The 23,723-nt window shown below is 69.6% G+C and carries 24 protein-coding genes; 19 read left to right on the forward strand and 5 right to left on the reverse strand.

The window, feature by feature from the left end; translation table 11 throughout:
• Nucleotides 1–49: 49 nt before the first annotated feature.
• From JWS14_RS32415 to JWS14_RS32435, 5 genes are all read left to right on the forward strand, one after another.
• On the forward strand, nucleotides 50–1,807 hold the full coding sequence (locus tag JWS14_RS32415) for an ABC transporter family substrate-binding protein (protein ID WP_206015111.1): 1,758 nt from the start codon (nucleotides 50–52) through the stop codon (nucleotides 1,805–1,807).
• Complete coding sequence (gene mshB, locus JWS14_RS32420) at nucleotides 1,804–2,682, forward strand: N-acetyl-1-D-myo-inositol-2-amino-2-deoxy-alpha-D-glucopyranoside deacetylase (RefSeq protein WP_095861097.1); 879 nt, start codon at nucleotides 1,804–1,806, stop codon at nucleotides 2,680–2,682. The genes JWS14_RS32415 and mshB overlap by 4 nt, the downstream gene beginning before the upstream one ends.
• A gap of 99 nt (nucleotides 2,683–2,781) precedes the next feature.
• Entirely contained in the window at nucleotides 2,782–2,940 is a 159-nt protein-coding gene (locus JWS14_RS32425; RefSeq protein WP_005239161.1) for a hypothetical protein, read from the forward strand.
• A 14-nt stretch (nucleotides 2,941–2,954) separates the two neighbouring features.
• Nucleotides 2,955–3,383 carry a hypothetical protein gene (locus JWS14_RS32430; protein ID WP_206015112.1) on the forward strand — a complete coding sequence of 143 codons (429 nt, stop codon included), beginning with the start codon at nucleotides 2,955–2,957 and terminating at the stop codon, nucleotides 3,381–3,383.
• A gap of 30 nt (nucleotides 3,384–3,413) precedes the next feature.
• Complete coding sequence (locus tag JWS14_RS32435; RefSeq protein ID WP_072940511.1) at nucleotides 3,414–4,931, forward strand: catalase; 1,518 nt, start codon at nucleotides 3,414–3,416, stop codon at nucleotides 4,929–4,931.
• Here JWS14_RS32435 and JWS14_RS32440 read toward each other — a convergent pair.
• Nucleotides 4,928–5,305, reverse strand: a complete 378-nt coding sequence (locus JWS14_RS32440; protein ID WP_206015113.1) for a VOC family protein — start codon at nucleotides 5,303–5,305, stop codon at nucleotides 4,928–4,930. The two genes, JWS14_RS32435 and JWS14_RS32440, sit on opposite strands and share 4 nt — an antisense overlap.
• 39 nt (nucleotides 5,306–5,344) lie before the next feature.
• Between JWS14_RS32440 and JWS14_RS32445 the strand changes: the two genes are divergently transcribed.
• Nucleotides 5,345–6,178, forward strand: coding sequence for a uroporphyrinogen-III synthase (locus JWS14_RS32445; protein WP_072940505.1), 834 nt, complete (start codon nucleotides 5,345–5,347; stop codon nucleotides 6,176–6,178).
• Between the two features lie 37 nt (nucleotides 6,179–6,215).
• Here the strand turns inward: JWS14_RS32445 and JWS14_RS32450 are convergent, their stop codons facing one another.
• The 3 genes from JWS14_RS32450 to JWS14_RS32460 are packed head-to-tail and all read right to left on the reverse strand — an operon-like array spanning nucleotide 6,216 to nucleotide 8,982.
• Complete coding sequence (locus JWS14_RS32450; RefSeq protein WP_206015114.1) at nucleotides 6,216–6,959, reverse strand: uracil-DNA glycosylase; 744 nt, start codon at nucleotides 6,957–6,959, stop codon at nucleotides 6,216–6,218.
• The gene (locus tag JWS14_RS32455) at nucleotides 6,944–8,485 is read right to left on the reverse strand and encodes a PH domain-containing protein (protein ID WP_206015115.1); all 1,542 of its coding nucleotides are present in this window, start codon (nucleotides 8,483–8,485) and stop codon (nucleotides 6,944–6,946) included. The genes JWS14_RS32450 and JWS14_RS32455 overlap by 16 nt, the downstream gene beginning before the upstream one ends.
• Nucleotides 8,482–8,982 carry a PH domain-containing protein gene (locus tag JWS14_RS32460; RefSeq protein ID WP_072940497.1) on the reverse strand — a complete coding sequence of 167 codons (501 nt, stop codon included), beginning with the start codon at nucleotides 8,980–8,982 and terminating at the stop codon, nucleotides 8,482–8,484. Before JWS14_RS32460 ends, JWS14_RS32455 begins: the two co-directional genes overlap by 4 nt.
• A gap of 82 nt (nucleotides 8,983–9,064) precedes the next feature.
• On the opposite strand from JWS14_RS32460, the gene JWS14_RS32465 reads away from it, so the two are divergent.
• The 7 genes from JWS14_RS32465 to JWS14_RS32495 all read left to right on the forward strand — a co-directional run bounded on the left by JWS14_RS32465 (nucleotide 9,065) and on the right by JWS14_RS32495 (nucleotide 15,632).
• Nucleotides 9,065–9,250, forward strand: coding sequence for a hypothetical protein (locus JWS14_RS32465; protein WP_015889740.1), 186 nt, complete (start codon nucleotides 9,065–9,067; stop codon nucleotides 9,248–9,250).
• 45 nt (nucleotides 9,251–9,295) lie between these two features.
• Nucleotides 9,296–11,923 (forward strand): bifunctional FO biosynthesis protein CofGH, encoded by a 2,628-nt coding sequence (locus JWS14_RS32470; RefSeq protein ID WP_206015116.1) that lies wholly within the window; start codon nucleotides 9,296–9,298, stop codon nucleotides 11,921–11,923.
• Nucleotides 11,920–12,690: a hypothetical protein gene (locus tag JWS14_RS32475; RefSeq protein WP_206015117.1), complete on the forward strand. Its 771-nt coding sequence runs from the start codon at nucleotides 11,920–11,922 to the stop codon at nucleotides 12,688–12,690. The genes JWS14_RS32470 and JWS14_RS32475 overlap by 4 nt, the downstream gene beginning before the upstream one ends.
• 108 nt (nucleotides 12,691–12,798) lie before the next feature.
• A complete protein-coding gene (gene fdxA / locus JWS14_RS32480; protein WP_005263360.1) occupies nucleotides 12,799–13,122 on the forward strand; it encodes a ferredoxin in 324 nt (107 codons plus the stop codon).
• A gap of 2 nt (nucleotides 13,123–13,124) precedes the next feature.
• On the forward strand, nucleotides 13,125–14,225 hold the full coding sequence (gene dapC, locus JWS14_RS32485; RefSeq protein ID WP_072940488.1) for a succinyldiaminopimelate transaminase: 1,101 nt from the start codon (nucleotides 13,125–13,127) through the stop codon (nucleotides 14,223–14,225).
• A 45-nt stretch (nucleotides 14,226–14,270) separates the two neighbouring features.
• A complete protein-coding gene (locus tag JWS14_RS32490; protein ID WP_206015118.1) occupies nucleotides 14,271–15,158 on the forward strand; it encodes a hypothetical protein in 888 nt (295 codons plus the stop codon).
• 54 nt (nucleotides 15,159–15,212) lie between these two features.
• Nucleotides 15,213–15,632, forward strand: coding sequence for a PPOX class F420-dependent oxidoreductase (locus tag JWS14_RS32495; protein ID WP_095861092.1), 420 nt, complete (start codon nucleotides 15,213–15,215; stop codon nucleotides 15,630–15,632).
• Here JWS14_RS32495 and JWS14_RS32500 read toward each other — a convergent pair.
• Nucleotides 15,629–16,219 carry a hypothetical protein gene (locus tag JWS14_RS32500; protein WP_206015119.1) on the reverse strand — a complete coding sequence of 197 codons (591 nt, stop codon included), beginning with the start codon at nucleotides 16,217–16,219 and terminating at the stop codon, nucleotides 15,629–15,631. The genes JWS14_RS32495 and JWS14_RS32500 overlap by 4 nt on opposite strands.
• A 159-nt stretch (nucleotides 16,220–16,378) precedes the next feature.
• Here JWS14_RS32500 and pruA point away from each other — a divergent pair, with 159 nt between their 5' ends.
• The 6 genes from pruA (at nucleotide 16,379) to JWS14_RS32530 (ending at nucleotide 23,612) form a co-directional block, all read left to right on the forward strand.
• On the forward strand, nucleotides 16,379–18,019 hold the full coding sequence (pruA, locus tag JWS14_RS32505; RefSeq protein ID WP_095861090.1) for an L-glutamate gamma-semialdehyde dehydrogenase: 1,641 nt from the start codon (nucleotides 16,379–16,381) through the stop codon (nucleotides 18,017–18,019).
• The gene (locus JWS14_RS32510) at nucleotides 18,016–18,993 is read left to right on the forward strand and encodes a proline dehydrogenase family protein (protein WP_072940475.1); all 978 of its coding nucleotides are present in this window, start codon (nucleotides 18,016–18,018) and stop codon (nucleotides 18,991–18,993) included. The genes pruA and JWS14_RS32510 overlap by 4 nt, the downstream gene beginning before the upstream one ends.
• Before the next feature lie 54 nt (nucleotides 18,994–19,047).
• Nucleotides 19,048–19,722, forward strand: a complete 675-nt coding sequence (locus tag JWS14_RS32515; protein ID WP_072940471.1) for a rhomboid family intramembrane serine protease — start codon at nucleotides 19,048–19,050, stop codon at nucleotides 19,720–19,722.
• A gap of 12 nt (nucleotides 19,723–19,734) precedes the next feature.
• Nucleotides 19,735–21,135, forward strand: a complete 1,401-nt coding sequence (locus tag JWS14_RS32520) for an acyl-CoA synthetase (protein WP_206015120.1) — start codon at nucleotides 19,735–19,737, stop codon at nucleotides 21,133–21,135.
• 52 nt (nucleotides 21,136–21,187) lie between these two features.
• Complete coding sequence (locus tag JWS14_RS32525; protein WP_206015121.1) at nucleotides 21,188–22,228, forward strand: NADP-dependent oxidoreductase; 1,041 nt, start codon at nucleotides 21,188–21,190, stop codon at nucleotides 22,226–22,228.
• 145 nt (nucleotides 22,229–22,373) lie between these two features.
• Nucleotides 22,374–23,612, forward strand: coding sequence for a PucR family transcriptional regulator (locus tag JWS14_RS32530; RefSeq protein ID WP_206015122.1), 1,239 nt, complete (start codon nucleotides 22,374–22,376; stop codon nucleotides 23,610–23,612).
• Nucleotides 23,613–23,723 lie beyond the last annotated feature (111 nt).

The raw sequence follows: 23,723 nt of genomic DNA on the forward strand, positions 1-23,723 counted from the left end.
GGGACTTCGGGCAGTTCGGGGAGTTCGGGGCCGAAGGCGCGGGAACGGTGTGGCTGTGACCGCACTCCTGCTGGCACTGTCGACGGCGGTACTCACGTCGTGCACCGCCGATCCGCCTCCGCCGGTCGAGAGCACCGACAGCCCCAAGCCGACGGTGTCGCCGACCGAGAAGCAGCCCGTCGTCGTCGCGATCGACGACGTGGGCAGCGGATTCAACCCGCACCTGCTGTCGGACCAGTCGCCGGCGAACTCCGCGGTCAGCGCCCTCGTCCTGCCGAGCCCGTTCCGGCCGGTGCCCGACCCGGCGCACCCGGGCGGCAGCATCTGGATTCCCGACTCCTCCCTCGTCATCTCCGCGGACGTCACGTCGCAGGAACCGTTCACCGTGACGTATCAGCTGCGCAACGAAGCGCAATGGTCCGACGGCGCGCCCATCGCAGCCGAGGATTTCCGCTACCTGTGGCAGCAGATGATCAGCGCCCCCGGCGTGGTCGACCCCGCCGGCTACGACCTGATCCAGGACGTCCGGTCCTCGGGTGGCGGCAAGACGGTCACCGTCGTGATGAAGGCCGCCTACCCGGCGTGGCGTGAACTCTTCACCGACCTGCTGCCGTCACACCTCATCAAGGACTCCCCGGGCGGTTTCGCGACCGGACTGGCCGAGAACATCCCGGTGTCGGGCGCACACTTCCACATCAAGTCGATCGACCGCGGCCGCGACGAGATCCTGCTCGAACGCAACGACCGGTTCTGGGACAAGCCGGCGACCCCCGACCAGATCTTGATGCGCCGCGACGGCACCCCGTCGCAGCTCGCCGACTCGATGCGCAACAACGACACCCAGATCGTTCAGATTCACGGGGGCACAGCGACTTCCGCTCAGCTCGCCGCGATCCCGACGGTGCGGACCGGTGCGTCGTTCCAGCCCCGCGGACTCGACCTCACGCTGAACGGCCGGGTGCCCGAACTCGCCGACGTCCGGGTGCGGAAGAGTCTGCTGAACCTGCTGGACACCGAACTGCTCGCCGTCGTCGGCGCAGGCAGCGAGGCCTCGGCGGTCCCGGCGCGCTCGCAGGTCTACGCCCCGTCCGATCCCGGCTACAGCGCGACCGCACCCGCGCGGCCGAGCCGCGAACAGGTGCTGGCGCAGCTGGCCGAATACGGCTACGTCGCCGAAACACCTCCGGGCACCGTCGTTCCCGCAGGTACGGTGCCGCCCACCCGGCTCGTCCGCGAGGGCGTCCCGCTCACGCTCGTCATCGGGACACCCGAGGGCGACGACACCGCGAGCGCCGTCGCCAACACGGCGGCCGACCAGTTGCGCGGCGCCGGCATCGACGCGACCGTGACGTCGCTGCCCGCCGAGGAGTTGTACGGGGAGTCGCTGAGCAAGGGCGACATCGGAGCGGTTGTCGGCTGGTCGCGCGCCGGGTCCGACCCGGCGACGGCGCTGGCATCCCGGCACAGCTGTCCGCCCGCAGTGGTCGCGACGACCCAGCGGAACACCGAAACCGCCGGCCCCGAACGTGATTCGGTGTCGGAGGCCGAGGCCCCGTCCAACCTGTCGGGAGTCTGCGACCCCACCCTGCAGCCGTCCATCGACGCCGCGCTGCGCGGAGTCGGTGATGTGCCACAGGCCCTCGCCGACGCCGACCGCAGGCTCTGGGACCTGGCCGCGGTGCTGCCGATCATGCAGGACCGCACGCTGGTCGCGGCCGGGCCGGGCGTCGACGGGGTATCGCTGACCGGCGCCGTGCCGGTCGGAATATTCAGTGACGCAGCAGACTGGAGCAGGATCAAGGAATGAGTGAGCGGCGACTTCTGCTGGTCCATGCCCATCCCGACGACGAGACCCTCACCACCGGCGGCACCATCGCGCGCTACGCCGCCGAGGGTGCCGACGTCCACGTCCTGACGTGCACGCTCGGCGAGGAGGGTGAGGTGATCGGCGACGAGTGGGCGCACCTGGTCGCCGGCGCCGCCGATCAGCTCGGTGGGTTCCGGATCGGCGAGCTGACGTCCGCGCTGACGTCTCTCGGTGCGGGACGGCCACGATTCCTCCTGGGGGCGGGACGCTTCCGTGACTCCGGCATGGCGGGCACGGCGTCGGCGGCGAACCCGCGCGCCTTCGTCAACGCCGACCGCGACTCGGTGACCGCGGCGATCGTGGCGGTCATCCGCGAGGTGCGGCCGCACGTCGTCGTCACGTACGACCCGGACGGCGGATACGGGCACCCCGACCACATCCAGGCGCACGGGATCGTCACGGCGGCCGTCGAGGCGGCGGGAACGGAACAGTTCCCCGACGCGGGCGTCCCCTGGGAGGTCGCGAAACTGTACTGGACGGTGACCGAGGCGAGCGCGCTCGAGGCGGGACTCTGCCGGATCGGCGACCTTCCCGACGGCTGGCGGCTGCCGGAGCCCGGCGAGTTGCCGAGCGTGCCGGCCGCCGACGTGACGACGGTGATCGACGTGCGGGGTGTGCTCGACGCGAAGCGGAACGCGCTGTCGGCGCACGCCACCCAGGTGACCGTGGCGCCGAGCGGCACCGAGTACGCGCTCTCCAACGACATCGCGCAGCCGATCCTGGTGGAGGAGCATTTCGTGCTGGTCCGCGGCGCCCTCGGGGATCGGGACGCCGACGGCCGGGAGCGGGACCTCTTCGCTGGCGTGAGTCTCTGACCGCAGGTGTCTGTGACCGGCGTTACGTATTACACTGTGGCGCACGTCACGCAGCGGCCGCGGTCGAGTCCGCGTGGCACCCGTCAGGAGAGGCGATAGATGTACAACTGGGATGTTCAGAACGCCATCGTCGCGTTCGTCGATACGCTCCGGCCCTCGTGGCCGGCCCAGCACGACCTGTACTACAGCGTGCTGTACGGATTCGCCGACATGCAGAGCCATTTGCTGACCCTGCTGGGCTACCCGCCCGTCGCCTGATCCACTATTGACACATGACCGTCGGCACCGCAGCGAAACCCGGGCACCTCGACGCCGTGGGGAGGGTCACCCTCGCGCTGCTGGTGTTCGACGGTTTTCTGTGCGCCGTCCTGTCGGTGCTGTTCCTACCCAGCTACCTCGGTGCCACGCCGTTTCCGATCAGCATTCTCGTCGCCGCGGTCGCCAATCTGGCGCTGGTGATCGCCGCCCGGTCCACGACCGGCCGGATCAGGTCGGGAGTGCTGCCGCTCGCCGGCTGGGGGGCCGGTTTCCTGCTCTGCATGTTCGGCGGCCCGGGCGGCGACGTGCTGATGCTCGCGTCCGTCTGGACGCTCCTGCTCCTGATCGGCTCGCTGCTCCCCGCGGCGGTCTATCTGTGGAAGGTCAGTGCCAAAGCGGCTTTCGGGGCTGTTTCGCCTCCGGAACGCGAGGGTACGCGGTAGCGACCAGCAGTCTGCTGAAGGAGCATCGCGATGACAGAACAGAACTTCACGACCGACGACGCCGGCATCCCGGTCACGAGTGACGAACACTCGCTCACCATCGGGACGGACGGGCCCATCCTCCTCCAGGACCACTATCTGATCGAGAAGATGGCCCAGTTCAACCGCGAACGCGTTGCGGAACGCCAACCGCACGCGAAGGGGGGCGGGGCGTTCGGACGGTTCGAAGTCACCGAGGACGTCTCCGCGTACACGAAAGCCGATCTCTTCCAGCCAGGGAAGAAGACGGATCTGCTGATCAGATTCTCGTCCGTCGCCGGCGAGCGCGGCAGCCCGGACACGTGGCGCGACCCTCGCGGGTTCGCCGTGAAGTTCTACACCGAGCAGGGCAACTACGACATGGTCGGAAACAACACGCCCGTCTTCTTCGTCCGCGACCCGATGAAGTTCCAGGACTTCATCCGCTCGCAGAAGCGGCGCGCCGACAACAATCTTCGCGACCACGACATGCAGTGGGACTTCTGGACGCTGTCCCCGGAGTCGGCGCACCAGGTCACCTGGCTGATGGGCGATCGAGGCATCCCGCGCACGTGGCGGCACATGAACGGGTACTCCAGCCACACGTACATGTGGGTGAACGCCGCCGGCGAGAAGTTCTGGGTGAAGTACCACTTCCACACCGACCAGGGCATCGAGTTCTTCACGCAGCACGAGGGCGACCAGATGGCGTCCGTCGACACCGATTACCACACACGGGACCTGTGGGAGCACATCGACGGCGGCGAGTACCCGAGCTGGACGCTGAAGATGCAGATCATGCCGTTCGAGGATGCGGACGACTACCGGTTCAACCCGTTCGACCTCACCAAGGTGTGGCCGCACAGTGACTACCCGCTGATCCCCGTCGGCAGAATGACCCTCGACCGCAACCCCACGGACTACCACTGCGAGATCGAACAGGCCGCGTTCGAACCCAGCAATCTGGTTCCCGGCATCGGACCGAGCCCGGACAAGATGCTCATCGGCCGGCTGTTCTCCTACCCGGACGCCCACCGCTACCGGATCGGCGCCAATTACAAGGAACTGCCCGTCAACCGGCCGCACGTGCCCGTCCACTCGTATTCGAAGGACGGCAACATGCGGCACCACAACCCCGGGGACCCGGTGTACGTGCCGAATTCCAAGGGCGGCCCGCACGCCGACCCGTCGCAGGTCGGCGAGACCGCCACCTGGTATGGCGCCGGCGACATGGTCCGCTCGCCCTATGCACTCCACAAGGAGGACGACGACTGGGGTCAGGCCGGGACGATGGTCCGTGACGTGCTCGACGACGCCGCCCGGGACCGCCTGGTGGACAACATCGTCGGCCATCTGCTGAACGGTGTCAGCGAACCGATCCTGGCGAAGGCGTTCGAGTACTGGCGCAACGTCGACAAGACGCTCGGCGACCGGATCGCCGACGGGGTGTCGACGAAGCAGTCCGAGACCGATCCCAAGGCGGGGGAGCAGGCCAATCCGGCGCGCAGCAGCGCGCAGGCGAAGGCCTAACGCTCGAACGCCACCGGGTGCCGAGGCTCGTACAGCATCATCTCTCCCGCTCCGGGGATCTTCACCGAGGTGGTGAGGCCGTACCCGTCGTCGCGGACTCCGCGGGTGAACTCGGCACCCTTGGCCTCGAGTTCCGCCACGGTCGACTCGATGTCTTCGCACATCAGCGAGATCTCGTGATGCGGCCGGGTCGACCACGGCTCACCGCCCCGATCGTCCGAGGTGGGATGCACACCCATCTCGGACGGCCCGGTGCGGAAGATCAGCCAACCGCCGCCGGCGTCGACGTGCGCCCAGCCCAGCACGTCGCGGAAGAAATCGCGGGCGGCCTCGGCGTCGTCGGCGTAGACCAGAGTGTGCACAGCTGTGATCATGTGGGCAGCCTAGTGCGATTCGTCCGTCACACTGAGAGAATGTCGAACGACGAACTTTCCGGACTGACCATCGCCGTCACCGCGGAACGCCGGGCCGCCGAGTTCATCACGCTCCTCGAACGGCACGGGGCCACCATCGTCCACACCCCGGCCATCCACGTGCTTCCGCTCGTCGACGACTCCGATCTGCGCGCCCGCACCGCCGAGATCATCGCGTCGCCGCCAGACCTCCTCGTCGTCAGCACCGCCGTCGGATTCCGGGGGTGGCTGGACGCGGCACGGGCCTGGGACGAGGAGGGTGCGCTGCTCGCCGCCCTGCAGTCGGCGCGGATCATCACCCGCGGTCCCAAGGCGAAGGGCGCCGTGCGCGGCGCAGGCCTGCGTGAGGAGTGGTCGCCCGACACCGAATCGTCCGAGGAAGTGCACGAACACCTCGTGGCCCAGGGCGTGCGCGGACTGCGCGTCGCGGTCCAGTTGCACGGCACCATCACCGAATGGGAACCGATGACCGACCTCAGCGTCTCCCTCGCCGGCGCCGGGGCCGAGACGACGGCCGTGTCGGTGTACCGGTGGATCCGACCCGAGAACCAGCAGCCACTGCTGACGCTGCTCGACCGGATCGTCCGCGCCGAGGTCGACGCCGTCACGTTCACCAGTGCGCCCGCCGTGTCCTCGCTGCTCAGCACCGCGAAGGACACTGACCGGGTCGAGGCCCTCCTGCAGGCGTTCCACGGTCCGGTCGCACCCGTCTGCGTCGGTTCCGTCACGGCCTCGCCGCTCACCGTCCTCGGGGTGGACACCATGCAACCCGCCCGCCCCCGGCTCGGCAGCATGGCCAAATACATCATCGAGGAGCTCCCGAAGCGGCGCTGACGGTCCTCCCCACCGGACGAACGGGACGTCCGTTGCGTCAGATCGAACGGGCGTCCCGTTCGTCCGGGGATCTGGGCAGCCCGGCCACGCGTGCGGCGTCGGAGAGCACCGACTCGAGCATGGCGGGGGTGAGACGTCCGGTGAACGTGTTCTGCTGGCTGACGTGGTAGCACCCGAACAGGTGCAGGGGACGTTCGGCGCCGGCCAGTTCGACGTGCGCGCCGTGCCCGAACTTGGGTCGCGGCCGGGGGACGGCCCAGCCGGCGTCGTCGAGGACGGGGAGCAGCGACTGCCAGCCGAACCCGCCGAGCACGATCACCGACCGCAGACCGGGTTGCAGGATGCGCAGTTCGGTATCGAGCCAGTGGCGGCAGTTGTCGCGTTCCTGCGGGGTGGGCTTGTTCGCGGGCGGCGCGCAGTGCACCGGGGACGTGATCCGGACGCCGAACAGTTCGAGGCCGTCGCCGATGTGGGTGGCCGTCGGCTGGCTCGCGAGACCCACGGCGTGCAGGGCGGCGTAGAGGAAATCGCCGCTGCGGTCTCCGGTGAACATGCGCCCGGTCCGGTTCGCGCCGTGCGCGGCGGGCGCGAGGCCCACGATCAGCAGGGACGCGTCGGCCGGACCGAATCCGGGAACCGGACGGCCCCAATAGGTCTCGTCGCGAAACGACGCGCGCTTCTCGCGTGCGACCGTCTCCCGCCATTCGACGAGGCGTGGGCACGCCCGGCAGTCGATGAGGTGGGCGTCGAGACCGGCGATGTCGGTCAGCGCCGCGCCCACACGTCACCTCCGCCGGGTATCACCGACTCGATGAGCGACCACGCCTGATCGGCAGGCAGATCGATCACCAGGTACTTTCCGGTGCCGGCGGGGGTCGCGGCGATGACGGTCGCCACCCCGGCCCGCCGCTGGAAGAACGTCTGGCGCACGGTCCACCCGATGATGCCGTCGGCCTCGAGGCTGTCCCGGGCGCGGTCGAGGGAGCCGCTGCGGGTGATCAACCACCCGGGCAGCACCGCGTGACCGAGACCGCGGTACCGATCCCACGCCAGCGCCACGCCGCCGACGGCGAGCACCACGATCCCGGCCCACACCGCCCAGAACACGGGCCGGTCGAGGATCAGGAACACGAGGGCGGCGGCGAGCGCGATCTCCGCGGGGATCAGGGCCCGGGTGTAGCGCCGCCGCTGCGCGACCGGCCCGTGCGGGGTGAGCGGGACCGCGGCCTGGCGGTGGTCGCCGATGACGGTGGCCATCACCCGCTCGGCCTCCGCGCGCGGCGCCTGGGGGAGCAGGAGGGAGGACTCGTGCCTCTCGGCGCTGACACCGGTCATCACGGCATCCAGTCGGGCGCCGCCGGCGAGCCGCAGGAGAAGTGGTTCCTTCAGGGTCGTTCCGCGCAAACGGGCGCGGTCCAGGGTGCTCTGGCGGGTCTTCAGCAGGCCGTGGCTGACGTGCAGGGTGCGGCCGTTGTCCGTCAGCGTCATGTTGCCGTACGTCAGCAGGTACCGGACGCACGCGAGGCCGCTGGCGGCGATCAGGAGGACGACGATGCCGACGACGACGGCCACGGCGATCCCGACGCGCTCGGCGGATTCGATCCCCTCGGCCACCGTCGAGGAGCGGGCGATCTTCGCGCCGATTCCGTACTGGAACGCGAGTCCGACGATCGCCGCGATGGTCACCACCCCGGTCACCGAGAACGGGGCGTAGCGCACCCAGGCGGGGGTCCAGTGGCCGATCTCGGTCACCGCGGGTTCCTGCGTGACCGCGGTGTGCTCGACCTCGGGGGAGGGCTGACGGGCGAGAAGCGCGGCGCGCAGGTCGGGCACCAGCCCGGTGGAGAGCGCGTTGAGTTCGAACTTCGCCGCGTCCGGTGTGGACCCCACCTGCCGGCCGGTGCCGATGCGCACGATCGACAGCCCGAGCAGCCGGTGCAGGACGCCCGCCTCCACGTCGACGGAGCGGATCCGGTTGCGCGGTACGGACAGCAGGCGTTTGCGGAACAGGCCCTGCCGCAGTTGCACGTGGACCGGGCCGATGCGGTAACTCGTCGTGAACCAGCGCGAGACGCCGAACACCACGAACACGACGATGGCGACGAGACTCCACACGTGGTTGCCGCTCTGGGTGCCGATCACCAGCGAAATCAGCAACACCGGCAGAAGTTTGACGATCTCGTTGACGGGGTGGACCAGCAGCATCCGGCGGTCCAGACGCAACCAGGGTTGCTCCTCCTCCGCGGCGACCGCCGCCTCGCCCTGCGCGATGGGCGGCGCGACGCCCGGTTCCGGTGCCGCACTCATGTGGCGTCACCGACATTGGTGCCGGCGATCTCGGTGAGCCGCGCGACGGTGCTGTCGGCGGTGTCCTGATCGAGGGCGGAGATCTTGACGGCACCGGCGGACGACGCCGTCGTGACGGTGACGGTCGCGAGCCCCAGCATGCGGTCGATGGGTCCGCGTTCGGTGTCGACGGTCTGGATCCGGGAGATGGGCGCGATGCGCCGTTCCTGGGTGAACCAGCCGCTGCGCGTGTAGACCGCGGTGTCGCTGATCTCCCACCGATGAACCCGGTACCGCCAGAGCGGGACGACGGCGACGTGGACGATCGCGAGCACGACGGTGATCGCGAGGACCGTGACGTGCACCCACACGGGCCACCAGTGGAAGACGAGAGCGACGGCCTGCACGACGAAGACGGGAAACCAGAGGAGGGCGGCGTTGATTGCCCACAGCTGCTTGGCTTTGGGGCTGGGCCGCCACAGCGGTTCCGCCATGGTGACGGTGGTGGGCACACTCATGCCCCTACTTTGGCCGTGCCCCGCCATTCTGTCGAGAACGGACCTATGGTGGGAGGACCCCCGAAGTGAAAGGAGCGCAGACATGACGTCATTCGATGCGGCCGATTCTCCGGAGGTTCCCGAGGCGGACCGGCTCGAGCAGGAGATCGCCGTCGACGACGACAATTCCGACGAGGTCGAAGAAGTGTCGTCGCTGGAGGTGAACGAGGCGGACGCCGCCGAGCAGAGCCGGGCGGTTCCGGTCGACGAGGACTACCCGCGCGGGTAGCGATCCTCGCCGCTCACGGAGTCTGGGTGGCACGGCTCGTCGTCGATGGCGCATGATCGCTGGGTGACCCATTCAGGTGAAGAGTCCGGCCGGCCCACGATGCTTCCCATGCCGGGTGTTCCGGCGGCACCCCCGTCCGGCGCATCGGCGCAGGAAGTGGCACCGTCCGCGTCCGCGATGCGGCGGGTGTTGCGGCGGGCGCGGGACGGTGCCACGTTGAACGTGGACGAGGCGACGGTGTTGTTGCAGGCCCGCGGCGACGATCTGGTGGATCTGTGTTCGTCGGCGGCGAAGGTGCGCGATGCCGGGTTGCTGGCGGCGGGTCGACCCCGGGCGGTGACGTATTCGCGGAAGGTGTTCATCCCGCTGACGCGGTTGTGCCGGGACAAGTGCCATTACTGCACGTTCGTGACGGTGCCGGGCAAACTGCGGGCGGAGGGGCGCGGGGCGTATCTGGAACCGGACGAGGTCCTCGAGATCGCCCGGCAGGGCGCCGAATTGGGCTGCAAGGAGGCCCTGTTCACCCTCGGTGACCGGCCGGAGGATCGGTGGCCGGAGGCCAAGCAGTGGCTGGACGAGCGGGGCTACGACTCGACGCTGGACTACCTGCGGGCGATGTCGATCCGGGTGCTCGAGGAGACCGGGCTGCTGCCGCACCTGAACCCGGGTGTGATGAGCTGGGAGGAGATCTCCCGGCTCAAGCCGGTGGCCCCGTCGATGGGGATGATGCTCGAGACCACCTCGACCCGGTTGTTCACCGACAAGGGCGAGTGCCATTACGGCAGCCCCGACAAGGATCCGGCGGTGCGGTTGCGCACGCTGACCGACGCGGGCCGGCTCAGTGTGCCGTTCACGACGGGCATCCTGGTCGGGATCGGTGAGACGGTCCGGGAGCGGGCCGAGTCGATCATGGCGATCCGGAAGTCGCACAAGGCGTTCGGGCACGTCCAGGAGGTGATCGTGCAGAACTTCCTGGCCAAACCGGACACCGCGATGCGCGATGCCCCGGACGCCGGTCTCGAGGAGTTCACCGCGACGATCGCGGTGTCCCGGTTGCTGCTGGGCCCGGGGATGCGGATCCAGTCGCCGCCGAATCTGGTGTCGACCACCGAGTGCGCCGCGCTGCTGAGGGCCGGGGTCGACGACTGGGGTGGGGTGTCGCCGCTGACCCCGGACCACGTGAACCCGGAGCGGCCGTGGCCGAACCTGGACACCCTGGCCGAGATCACCGCGGCCGCCGGGTTCGAGCTGACCGAGCGCACTGCGGCGCAGCCGCAGTTCGTGCTGGCCGGGGCGCCGTGGATCGATCCGCGGATCACCGGGCACGTGCAGGCGTTGGCGGACCCGCAGACCGGGCTCGCCAAGGTCGGCACCATCCCGGTCGGCTTGCCGTGGCAGGAGCCGGACGAGTCGTGGGAGTCGGCGGGCCGGGTGGATCTGAACACCGAGATCGACACCGCCGGCCGCAACACCGACACCCGCAGCGACCTGGGCAGCGCGTTCGGGGACTGGGAGACCGTCCGCGAGCAGGTGCTGGAGTTGTCCGGGCCGGTGCGGGTGGACACCGACGTCCTGGCGGCGCTGCGCAGCGCCGAACGCGACCCGGCGGGGCTGTCGGACGACGAGTACCTGGCGTTGGCGACCGCGGACGGGGCCGGGCTCGAGGCGGTGGTGGCGTTGGCCGATGCGCTGCGTCGGGACGCGGTCGGGGACGAGGTGACGTATGTGGTGAACCGGAACATCAACTTCACCAACATCTGCTACACCGGGTGCCGGTTCTGCGCGTTCGCGCAGCGCAAGGGGGACGCGGACGCGTTCACACTGTCCACCGACGAGGTCGCGGACCGGGCCTGGGAGGCGCACGTCGCGGGGGCGACGGAGGTGTGCATGCAGGGCGGTATCGACCCGGAACTGCCGGTCACCGGGTATGCGGATCTGGTGCGGGCGGTGAAGAAGCGGGTCCCGTCGATGCATGTGCACGCGTTTTCGCCGATGGAGATCGTCAACGGCGCCTCCCGGGGCGGGCAGAGCATCCGGGACTGGCTGACCGAACTGCGCGAGGCCGGTCTGGACACCATTCCCGGCACCGCGGCGGAGATCCTCGACGACGAGGTGCGGTGGGTGCTCACGAAGGGCAAGCTGCCCACCGCCACCTGGGTGGAGGTGGTGACCACCGCGCACGAGATCGGTCTGCGGTCGAGTTCGACGATGATGTACGGGCACGTCGACAACCCGAAGCACTGGGTGGGGCATCTGCGGGTGCTGTCCGGGATTCAGGACCGCACCGGTGGGTTCACCGAGTTCGTGCCGTTGCCGTTCGTGCATCAGAGTGCGCCGCTGTATCTGGCGGGGGCGTCGCGGCCGGGTCCGACCAACCGGGACAACCGGGCGGTGCACGCGCTGGCGCGGATCATGTTGCACGGGCGGATCCCGAACATTCAGACCAGCTGGGTCAAGTTGGGTGTCACCGGCACCCAGGTGATGTTGCAGGGTGGGGCGAACGATCTCGGGGGCACCCTGATGGAGGAGACCATCTCCCGGATGGCGGGATCCGAGCACGGATCGGAGAAGACCGTCGAAGAACTGCGGGCCATCGCCGAGGGCATCGGCCGCCCGGCCCGCGAACGCACCACCACACACGCACGACGCGAGGGACGGTCGCCGGCCGCATGAGCGAGACGCATCGGCTGGGCGACGACACCGTCGTCGGCATTCTGGATCGCGCCGCGCGGGGCATCAACCCCGTGCTCGATCTGGCCCTCACGGATCCGTTCGGCATCAAGGGCCGGACGTTCACCCCGACAGCGGCGGAACGGGGCGCCGCGGAGGCGCTGCTCGACGGCGTCGCCTGGGTGCTCGACACCGTGCGGTTCCCGGGGACGGCGTCGTGGGAGAAGGCGAGCGACGACGAGCGGGCACGGTGGTGGGTGACGCGGATCGGCGCGCTGAACACGATCGCGGTCGCGTCCCCGGGCATGTTCGGTGTGCTCCTCAACCGGCTCCCGATCCAGGACGTGCTCGGATTTGCGAATCAGGCCGTCGTGCTCGTCGCAGTGGCCCGGGAGCACGGCGTCACGAACCGGTCCGAGCAGGTGGACTTGCTGGCGTCCGTGCTCTGCCGGCGTGAGACGGACGCGTCCGCGGTGCTCGCCGGCGCGACGCCGCCATCCGCTTCGGCGCAGGGTGCATCGGTGTGGCGCCCGTTCGGACTGATCGGCGCGCTGTGGCGCACCGCGGGCACGGTGCGGGTGCTCAGTGACGAACTCGACAAGCGCCCGCAACCGGGCGGGACCTACGCGCTGCTGGGGAACATTCCGGTGGTCGGTGTGGTGGCCGGGTATCTCGGCGAACGGGGTGCGCTGGTGAGAGCCGTGAAACAGGCCGAGAAACGGATCGCGGCCCGGGCGTCGCTGCCCGCGGCGGTCCGCCGGGTCAGGTAACCCTCACCGCAAAGGGGTCCGCCGGGCAGGCGATAATGATTTCTTCCGCGAGGTACAAGCGGCCCGTACCTCGTGCTTACTCGTGTCAGAAAGGCAGGGAGAGCGGCAGTGCCCTACACGATTGCTGAACCGTGCGTGGATGTGCTGGACAAGGCGTGTATCGAGGAATGCCCTGTCGACTGCATCTACGAGGGCGGGCGGATGCTCTACATCCATCCGGACGAATGCGTGGACTGCGGCGCCTGTGAACCCGTCTGCCCCGTCGAAGCCATCTTCTACGAAGACGACGTCCCGGACCAGTGGAACGGCTACATTGCCGCGAACGTCGACTTCTTCGACGACCTCGGTTCCCCCGGCGGAGCGGCGAAGCTGGGCAAGGTCGACTACGACCCGCCGTTCGTCAAGGCGCTGCCCCCCATGGGCGAGGACTAGAGGTGCCTCGTATCCCGGTAGCCGCAGCACTTCCCGACTTTCCGTGGGACTCGCTCGAGTCGGCGAAGGCGAAGGCCTTCGCCCACCCGGGTGGCATCGTCAACCTGTCGGTGGGAACCCCGGTCGATCCGGTGGCCCCGATCATCCAGGAGGCGCTGACCGCGGTCGCCGCGGTGCCGGGATATCCGACGACGCACGGCACGGACGAACTCCGCAACGCCGCGGTCGAGGCGCTGCGCCGCCGCTACGGAATCACCGGCATCGACCCGGCGGCGGTGCTGCCCGCGATCGGCACGAAGGAGCTCATCGCCTGGCTGCCACGCCTTCTCGGGCTCGGCGCCGACGACCTCGTGGTCATTCCGGAACTCGCGTACCCCACCTACGAGGTGGGTGCGCTCCTCGCGGGTGCGCGGGTGATCCGCGCCGACGGTCTGAACCGCCTCGGTCCCGAGGGCGCGTCGCTGATCTTCGTGAACTCGCCGTCCAATCCCACCGGCAAGGTGCTCGGCCTCGACCACCTGCGGAAGGTGGTCGACTGGGCGCGCAGCCGGGGCGCCATCGTGGCGTCCGACGAGTGCTACCTGGGGTTGACCTGGGAAGGGGAAGCCCTCTCCATCCTCGACGAGCGGGTGAACGACGGCGATCTCACCGGTCTCCTCGCGGTGCACTCGCTGTCGAAGACGTCCAACCTCGCGAGCTACCGCGCGGGCTTCGTCACCGGTGACCCGGCGTTGGTCGCCGAACTCCTCGAGGTCCGCAAGCATGCGGGCATGATGGTGCCGTTGCCGATCCAGTCGGCGATGACCGCCGCGCTCAGCGACGACGACCACGAGAACGAGCAGCGTGAGCGGTACCGCCGGCGCCGCGAGATCCTTCTCGCCGCGGTGCGCGGCGCCGGATTCACCGTCGACGATTCCGAGGCCGGGCTGTACCTGTGGGCGACCCGCGGCGAAGCCTGCCGGGACACCGTCGAGTGGTTCGCCGAGCGGGGCATTCTCGTGGCGCCGGGGGAGTTCTACGGTCCCGGCGGCGGCACCCACGTGCGGATCGCGCTCACGGCCGACGACGAACGCATCGCGGCCGCAGCGGAACGACTGGCCTGACCCGAGTCGGCCCGGCCGGGACGGTCGCGGTGAAAGTATGGTGCCGTGACCCTCGACGACGTCGCCGACGAACTGTACGGCCTCGACCCCGGTGAGTTCGTCGAGGCGCGCACGGCGCAGGTGACGGCGGCGCGGGACAACAAGGACCGCGCACTGGCCACCGAGATCGGGAAACTGCGGAAGCCGACGGTCGTCGGCTGGCTCGTCAACCTGCTCGCCCGCGAACTACCCGACGAGGTGGGTGCGCTCCTCGCCCTCGGCGACGCCCTCCGCGATGCGCAGCGGCACCTGTCCGGCCCGGACCTTCGGCGGCTGACGACGCAGCGACAGCAGGTGGTCCGGGCGTTGGCGCGCAAGGCGGGTGAGCTCGCCGCCGACCGGGGCCGGACCGTCGGCGAGGACGCGCTGCGCGATGTCGGCCAGACGCTGCACGCCGCCCTCGCCGACGCCGACACCGCCGAGCAGGTGCGGCGCGGTCGGGTGGTGACGGCGGCGACCTACAGTGGTTTCGGGCCTGCCGGACTCACCGTCGTCCAGGGAAAGACGGCGAAGAAGCCGCCGAAATCCGAGCCTGCCTCCACGCCGCCGGCCGAAAAGCCGAAGAAGGCGAAGAAATCGCAGGAGCGTGATCTCGACGCCGCACGCGCGGCGGCCGAGGCGGAACTGGCGGACGCCACGTCCGGGGCCGACGAGATCCGCGGCGCGCTGGACGACGCGAACATCGAACTCGGGCAGGCGCGATCCACGCTGACCGAGATCGACCACCGGATCGAGGAACTGCGCGGCGAACTCGAACACGCCGAGCAGGAGCGGCAGTTCACCCGGAACGCGGAGAAGGCCTCGGCGGAGGCGGTGCGCCGGGGAGAACGCGAACTGGAGGCGGCGGAGCGGCGGGTCGAGAAGGCCCGGCACGCACTCGACAATCTCGGCTGAGAAGAGTCCCGGAAACCTTGACCTCGAGCACCGTTGAGGTTCTAGCCTGGCCTCATGTCCTTTACCGAGCAGGAACTCGACTATCTGGCATCACAGCGCATCGGCAGGCTCGCCACGGTGCAACCGGGCGGAACCTTGCAGGTCAGTCCCGTCGGCTTCCACTACAACCCCGACACGTCGACGATCGACATCCAGGGCTACAACATGGCCGCGAGCCGCAAGTTCCGCAACGTCGCCGACAACGGGAAGGTGGCGTTCGTCGTGGACGACGTGCCGTCCGTCGACCCGTGGCGGGTCCGCTGCGTCGAAATCCGCGGGCGCGCCGAGGCCCTCGACGCCGACGCCGCCCAGGCGAACGGCCTCGGCGGCCCGACCATCCGCATCCGCCCGGAACGCATCATCAGCTTCGGGCTCGGCGCCACCGACCAGGACGCCCACCAGCTCGTCGCGAACGCACGCGACGTGGAGAGCTAGGCGATGTCCGGGCGGTAGCCGGCCGCGAGGACGGCGACGGTGGACGGCGGTGTCAGGACCGTGGCGGTGCCGGTCGGCCGGTTCGACGGCGTCCCGTATCCGTCGGCCGACCACGGGACGACGGTGTCGTCGAGCACGACCGCAGGTCCGTCGTCGAACAGCACGAAGGCGCCGCGGGGCAACGACGACCACGCGGCCCGGTGCGTTCGCTGACGGGACCCGTCCAGTCGTTCCCCGTGCAACCGGGCGTCCATCTCGTCGGCGCTCGGCAGGCCGCCCCCGTTCGCGGACCGCCACGCGGCGCGAAAGTCGTTGTACCGCTCGCGCCTGCAGAGGGCGCACGGCCGGTGCCCGGCGGCCAGCGCCACCGCCTCGTCGTGGAAGAACAGCACCGTGTAGTGGCCCTCGCTCCACTGCGGGACCGTGCGCGCCGGGTAGTCGGTGACGCAGATGATCCACCGTTTGCCGGAATGATTGCGCACCACGGAGTGCCCGCGGTGCAGGCAGCCCCGATTGCCCATGAACCGGCCGCGCAGTGGAATCGCGACGATGTCGGATCGGGGTGACACGCGGTTCCGTTCGGCCATGCGCCGATGCTAGCCAGCCCGTCGGCGCGTCAAAACCGGATGGGTACCCCCATCCAGAGCTAACCTGGGCTCGAGGGTTCCGTTCGGACGGGTGTCCCCGTCCGGCCGCGGTTCCCGGTCACAGTTCCTCACACGATCTGAGGGCAGGAGGCAGGCAGCATGGACGCCATCACCCAGGTTCCGGTGCCCACCAACGAGCCGGTCCACACGTACGCGCCGGGCAGTCCCGAACGTTCCCGAGTGCAATCCGCGCTCACCGACATCGCCACCAATCCCGTCGACATCCCGCACGTGATCGGTGGCAAACACCGTCACGGCAACGGCGACCGCGTCGACGTCGTGCAACCCCATCGGCACGCCGCCGTGCTCGGCACGCTGCGCAGCGCCACCCACGACGACGCGTCGGCGGCGATCGAGGCGGCCACGGCCGCGGCACCGGACTGGCGGGCGCTGTCGTTCGACGACCGGGCCGCCGTGATCCTGCGTGCCGCCGACCTGCTGTCCGGGCCGTGGCGCGAGACGCTCGCCGCGGCGACGATGCTCGGGCAGTCGAAGTCGGTCCAGCAGGCGGAGATCGACGCGCCGTGCGAGCTGATCGACTTCTGGCGCTTCAACGTTCACTTCGCCCGCCAGATCCTCGCCGACCAGCCGATCTCCTCGCCCGGTGTGTGGAACCGGCTCGAATACCGTCCGCTCGAGGGCTTCGTCTACGCCATCACTCCGTTCAACTTCAGCGCGATCGCCGGCAATCTGCCGACCGCGCCCGCGCTGATGGGCAACACGGTGATCTGGAAGCCGTCGTCGACGCAGACGGTCGCCGCGTACTGGACGATCAAACTGCTCGAAGCGGCGGGCATGCCCCCGGGCGTGATCAATCTGCTCACCGGCAGCGGGCAGGCGGTGTCGGAGGTGCTGCTGAGCGACCCCCGGCTCGCAGGAATCCACTTCACGGGTTCGACCCGCACGTTCCAGCACCTCTGGAGCGAGGTGGGCGCGAACATCGGGAAGTACGCGGGCTACCCCCGGCTGGTGGGGGAGACCGGCGGCAAGGACTTCGTGGTCGCGCACGCCTCGGCCGACGAGGACGTGCTGCGGACGGCGCTGATCCGCGGCGCATTCGAATACCAGGGCCAGAAGTGTTCCGCAGCCTCCCGTGCCTACGTCCCGAAGTCGCTGTGGCGGCGGATGCGGGACACGTTCACCGCGGAAGTCGACGCCCTCACCTACGGGGACGTGACCGACCTGGAGAACTTCGGCGGTGCCCTCATCGACCGGCGCGCCTACGACAAGAACGTCGCGGCCATCGAACGCGCCCGCGGCGCGGCAGGCCTCGAGATCGCCGTCGGCGGCAAGTACGACGACAGCGTCGGCTACTTTGTCCGTCCCACCGTGCTCCTCGCGGACGACCCCGACGACGAGGCGATGACCACCGAGTACTTCGGCCCGATCCTGACGGTGCACGTGTACGACGACTCGGCCCCGAACGCGTTCACCGACGTGCTCGCCAAGGTCGACTCGGCGGCCCCGTACGCGCTGACCGGTGCGGTGATCGCCGACGACCGGCAGGCCGTCGAGCAGGCGACGGCGGCTCTGCGGTTCACCGCCGGAAACTTCTACGTCAACGACAAGCCGACCGGTGCCGTCGTCGGGCAGCAACCGTTCGGTGGGGCCCGCGCGTCCGGCACCAATGACAAGGCCGGGTCCAAACTCAACCTGCTGCGCTGGGTGTCGGCCCGCACCATCAAGGAGACTTTCGTCCCCGCCACCGATTACCGATATCCGCACATGGGGTCGGAATGAAAGCGCCGACGGTTCTGGCGAATCCGCTTCGCCCGGCGATCCTCGCGGCGGCCCGGTCGTCGCGCGTCAAACGCGCCGTCACCGGTGCCCCGGTCACCCGGAAACTGGTCGACCGCTTCGTGGCGGGCGAGAGCCGGGAGTCGGCGCTGGCGTCCGTTCGGGAGATCCTCGATTCGGGCCGATCGGTGTCGATCGACTTCCTCGGTGAGGACACCCGTGACGCGGCGGGCGCGCAGGTGACGGTCGACGAGTACCTGGCGCTCGTCGCCGATCTCGGTGCCCTGCCGGAGGCGGCGGACAGGACGTCGGGGGTCCGCCGGCTCGAGGTGTCGATGAAGTTGTCGGCGCTCGGGCAGGCGCTCGCCGGCGACGGCAAACGGATCGCCACCGACAACGCCCGCACGATCTGCGCCGCAGCCGAGGCGGCCGGGGTGTGGGTGACCGTGGACGCCGAGGACCACACGACCACCGATTCGACGCTCGCGATCGTCCGCGAACTCCGCACCGACTTCCCCTGGCTCGGTGCCGTGGTGCAGTCGTACCTGCGCCGCACCGAGGACGACTGCCGAGCCCTCGCGGGCCCCGGTTCGCGGGTCCGGCTCTGCAAGGGGGCGTACCGGGAACCCGAATCCGTGGCATTCAAGGACCGCGCCGCCGTGGACGCCTCGTATGTGCGTTGCCTGACGATCCTCATGGAGGGCGACGGGTACCCGATGGTGGCCTCGCACGACCCGGCCGTCATCGACGCGGTCGCCCCGCTGGTCGGGCGCACCGGCCGCGCCGCGGACGCCTACGAGCACCAGATGCTGTTCGGGATCCGGGACGTCGAGCAGCGTCGGCTCGCTAACCAGGACAAGCAGGTTCGGGTGTACGTTCCGTACGGAAGCCAGTGGTACGCGTACTTCATGCGGCGACTGGCCGAGCGTCCCTCGAACCTGCGGTTCTTCCTGCGCTCGGTGGTCACCAAGGACTGACCGGCGCGGCCGCTGACCGGTTCCGCTGCGGGTGCGTCGTTGTAGAGTTTCGCGGTGACGACTTCAGGCGCGGGATGGATCAGCGCGGTCCTCTTCGCCGTCGTTCTCGTACTCGCCTCGCTGATCGCATCGGTGCAGATCGGCGAGGGGCGCATCGGCGAGATGCGGCTCACCCGTCCGCCGCGCACCGCGGTGGTGCTGTGGCTGCTGATCGCCGTGCCGTCACTGCTGCAGATCGTCGTTCCCGCCGTCCTCGACGCCCTCGAGCGTGACCCCGACCAGATCCGGGACCACCAGTGGTGGCGGATCTTCACGTCGGTCGCGGTGCAGGACGGGGGAGTGGCCGGAACCGTGGTGAACCTGCTCGTCCTCGCGTGGGTGGCGCCGCTCGCGGTGCGGGTGTGGGGTGGGGTCCGGGCGGTACTGCTGTTCGTGGCGAGCCAGATCATCTTCGGCCTGTTCACCGCGTTCCTGTTCCCGTCGCCCGGCGCGGGCAACTCGGGCGCCACGCTCGCGCTGGCCGCGTCGTTCGCGGGGTTGGTGGTGATGCAGTCCAAGGAGTGGTGGGTCCTCGCCGCGAGCGGGGGCATCGTGCTCGCCGGGGTCCTGCTGGTGGTGGTCGACGACGCCCACGGGCTGGCCGTCCTGACCGGGGCCCTGCTGGGTGCGGCACTCGCCACGGTCAGTCCGCCTCCGGGAGACCCACCGGACCGCCTCCGGGCCCTGTGAGAAGCTGTCGATGTGCTGCTGCGATCTCTGAATCCTCTGGCCGTCGCCCAGGGCGACGACATTCCCGACGCCATCCGGATCGGCGACACCACCCTGTCCCGCGGCGACGTGCTCGGCGCGGCGACGTCCGTGGCCGAACGGGTGGCACGCGCGGATCGGGTCGCGATTCTCGCCACCCCCACTGTGACCACGGTCCTCGCCGTTGTGGGCTGCCTCATCGCGGGTGTGACCGCGGTGCCGGTGCCACCCGATTCCGGACCCGCCGAACTCGAGCACATCCTGCGCGATTCCGGTGCGCAGGCGTGGCTCGGTGAGGCGCCGCCGGACGCTGCGGGCCTGCCCGTCGTGCCGGTGCGTGTCCACGCCCGGTCGTGGCACAGCTACCCCGAACCGCCCGAGTCGAGCATCGCGTTCGTGCTCTACACGTCCGGTACCACGGGACCGCCCAAGGGGGTCCTGATCAGCAGGAAGGCCATTGCCGCCGGTCTCGACGCCCTCACGGACGCCTGGCAGTGGACCCGCAACGACACTCTGGTGCAAGGACTTCCGCTGTTCCACATCCACGGGCTCATCCTCGGTGTGCTGGGACCGTTGCGTATCGGCAGCAGGCTCGTCCACACGGTCAAACCCACCCCGGCGGCCTACGCGGCGGCACGGGGAACGATGTACTTCGGTGTCCCCACGGTGTGGAGTCGTATCGCCGGCGACCCCGAGTCGGCGCGGGCGCTGTCGGGTGCGCGACTGCTGGTGTCGGGGAGCGCCCCGCTGCCCGTCCCGGTGTTCGAGAAGGTGCAGGAGCTGACCGGGCTCGCACTCGTCGAGCGGTACGGCATGAGCGAGACGATGCTCACGCTCAGCACCCGGGCCGACGGCGAGCGTCGTCCGGGGTGGGTCGGTGTGCCGGTCCGCGGCGTCGAGACCCGGCTGCGCGACGAGCGCGGTGGCGACGTCCCCCACGACGGCGAATCCATCGGCGGTCTGCAGGTGCGGGGGCCCATGCTGTTCGACGGCTACCTCGGCAGGCCCGACGCGACCGCCGAATCCTTCACGGACGACGGCTTCTTCAAGACCGGTGACGTCGCCGTCATCGACCAGGGCGGGTTCCACCGCATCGTCGGCCGCGAATCCACGGACCTGATCAAATCGGGTGGATTCCGCGTCGGGGCCGGTGAGGTGGAGACGTCCCTCCTCGGCCACCCCAGCGTGCGGGAGGCGGCGGTCGTCGGCCTCCCCGACCCGGACCTCGGTCAGCGGCTCGTGGCGTTCGTGGTGGGGGACGACGTGTCGGAGGCCGCGCTGATCGATCACGTCGCCACCGAACTGTCGGTGCACAAGCGGCCCCGCGAGATTCGCGTCGTCGAGTCGCTTCCCCGCAACGCGATGGGCAAGGTGCAGAAGAAGCAGCTGTTCTGAAATCGGTAAGGTGGCGGGCGATACCGGCCCAACACGGATTGGCAGGCGCACAGTGAGTGTCGAGAGCATCGTTCAGAGCACCCGGATCGTCCTCGCCTCCCGGCCGGACGGCGAGCCGACCGCCGACAACTTCCGGCTCGAGGCGGTGAATCTCCCCGACCCCGCCGAAGGCCAGGTGCTGATCCGCGTCATCTACCTGTCGCTCGACCCGTACATGCGCGGCCGGATGAGTGCCGCCGAGTCGTACGCCGACCCGGTCGAGATCGACGAGGTCATGGTCGGTGGCACCGTCGGGCAGGTCGTCGACTCCCGGCACCCGGATTTCGCGACCGGTGACTACGTTCTCGGGTACGCGGGATGGCAGTCGCACGCCGTGGTCGACGGCAACCACCTCCGCGCACTCGACCGCGACGCCGCGCCGTTGTCGACCGCGGTCGGAGTGCTCGGCATGCCCGGCTTCACCGCGTACTCCGGCCTGCTGAAGATCGGGCAACCGAAAGCGGGCGAGACGGTGGTCGTCGCGGCGGCCAGCGGTCCGGTCGGCTCGGCCGTGGGACAGATCGCGAAACGGAAGGGCGCCCGGGCGGTCGGGATCGCAGGCGGACCGGAGAAGTGCGCCTACCTGCTGGACGAACTCGGATTCGACGCCGCCGTCGACCACCGGTCTCCGAACTTCGCAGAGGAGCTGCGCGCCGCGTGCCCCGACGGCATCGACGTCTACTTCGAGAACGTCGGCGGTGCGGTGGCCGCGGCGGTGCTGCCGCTGCTCAACCTGTACGCGCGCGTTCCCGTGTGCGGCCTGATCGCGCAGTACAACGACACCGAGGCCCCCGAGGGGCCGGATCGGCTGCCCGGGTTCTTTTCCCGGGTGCTCGTCAAGAGCCTCACCATCCGCGGGTTCATCCAGAGCGAGTTCGTCTCAAAGATGTACGCGGACTTCCAGCGCGACGTGTCCGAGTGGATCCGGGAGGGCCGATTCGCCTACCGCGAGGACATCGTCGACGGGCTCGAGAATGCGCCCGCGGCGTTCATCGGGCTCCTCCGGGGCAGCAACTTCGGCAAGCTGGTCGTCCGGGTCGCCGAGGAGAACTGACCGACCATCGGCTGTGGTGCCGGTATTCGCCCTGGACAGGGCGCTGTCGTGATAGAACGGTGACAGAAGCGGACCCTCGTTATGTGTGCGTGATGTCGATGATGCGGGAGTTCGGTGTCATCCACATATGGAAGCGGTCAGATCTATGACGAATCACAGTCCGGGGGCGGGTTCGCAGATCCTCGTCGACGGCAGGCCCGCGTCCGCCCCGCTGCGCGACACGCTGACCGTCGCGCAGAAACTGGTCCGCCACTTCGCCGACAACGTCACCCCGTGCGGTTCGCTGCCCGGTGAACAACTGCAGAGCGACGTCATGGATTTCACGATCGTCTGCCTCGGTCTCGGCATCCAGATGCTCGACGAGGGCATCAGCCCGACGGACGAGGACCTCGCGGAGGTGCGCAACAGTTCCGCGCGCTGGGCCCGCGAGGGGTTCCCGCTGAAACTCGTGCTCCGCATCCTCCACGAAGGCATCCGCGAGGCCGGCGACCTCGTCGCCTCGAACGCCCGCGAGGAAGACCTGCCCGAACTCCTGGTCATCCAGAAGGTGATGTTCACCCTCCTCGAATGCGTGACGGTCGCCGCCACGACCAGCTACGTGGAGGAACTTGAAGCGGTCAACAGCGAACGCGACGGCGCCGCAGTCAATCTCGTCACGGCGCTGCTCAGCGGCCGAAAGGCGGCGACGGCGGCCCGGCACGCAGGTGTGGAGCTGGCCGACGAGTACGTGGTGCTGGGGCTGTCGATTCCGTCGCATCCCACCGAGGCCGTGACCCACCGGCGCAAGGCCGTCGTCGCCCGGCAGAAGCTGCGCCGGTTGCAGATCGAGCTGGCGGACGCCGCGGGTGGGGCGGCGCTGTGTTCAATGAGCCCGGACGGCGGAACGCTGTTGCTTCCGGGCTCGCCGGAGCGGGCGTGGATGGTCTCCCTGCTCGACCGGATCGAAGCGGCCGCCGGGGTTCCCCTCACCGCCACGGCGACCCGGGTCCGGACTGCCGGTATCCCCGCGGCGGCGGACCAGGTCCACGAACTCCTCGACCTCGCCGATCAGCTGGCCCTGGAGCCGGGCCTCTACGAGATGGACGATCTGGCGCTCGAATACCAGCTCACCCGGCCGGGGCCGGGCAGGACCCACCTGGCTCGGCTCCTCGAACCGCTGCAGGGCTCGCCCGAACTGATCGAGACGCTCGAGGTGCACATCGGCCACGATCTGAATCGGCAGCGCACCGCGAAGCAGATGCACCTGCACACCAATACGGTGCACTACCGGCTCAAACGGGTGGCGCAGCTGACGGGCTGCGATCCGACCCGGCCCTCCGGGCTCCGGCGGATCCAGGCCGCGCTCGTGGCACGCCGGCTCGAGGTCGAGCAACCCGATCGCTGACCGGTCCGCTCGCGCGGCTGGACGGATCATCCCCGTCACCAGCACAAAGTCGTACCGCGCACCGTTCGCTACGATGTGGGCCGGATCATATTCGGTCCGGTGCGACGGTGG

The sequence above is a fragment of the Rhodococcus koreensis genome (assembly GCF_017068375.1).
Taxonomy (GTDB): Bacteria; Actinomycetota; Actinomycetes; order Mycobacteriales; family Mycobacteriaceae; genus Rhodococcus_F; species Rhodococcus_F koreensis.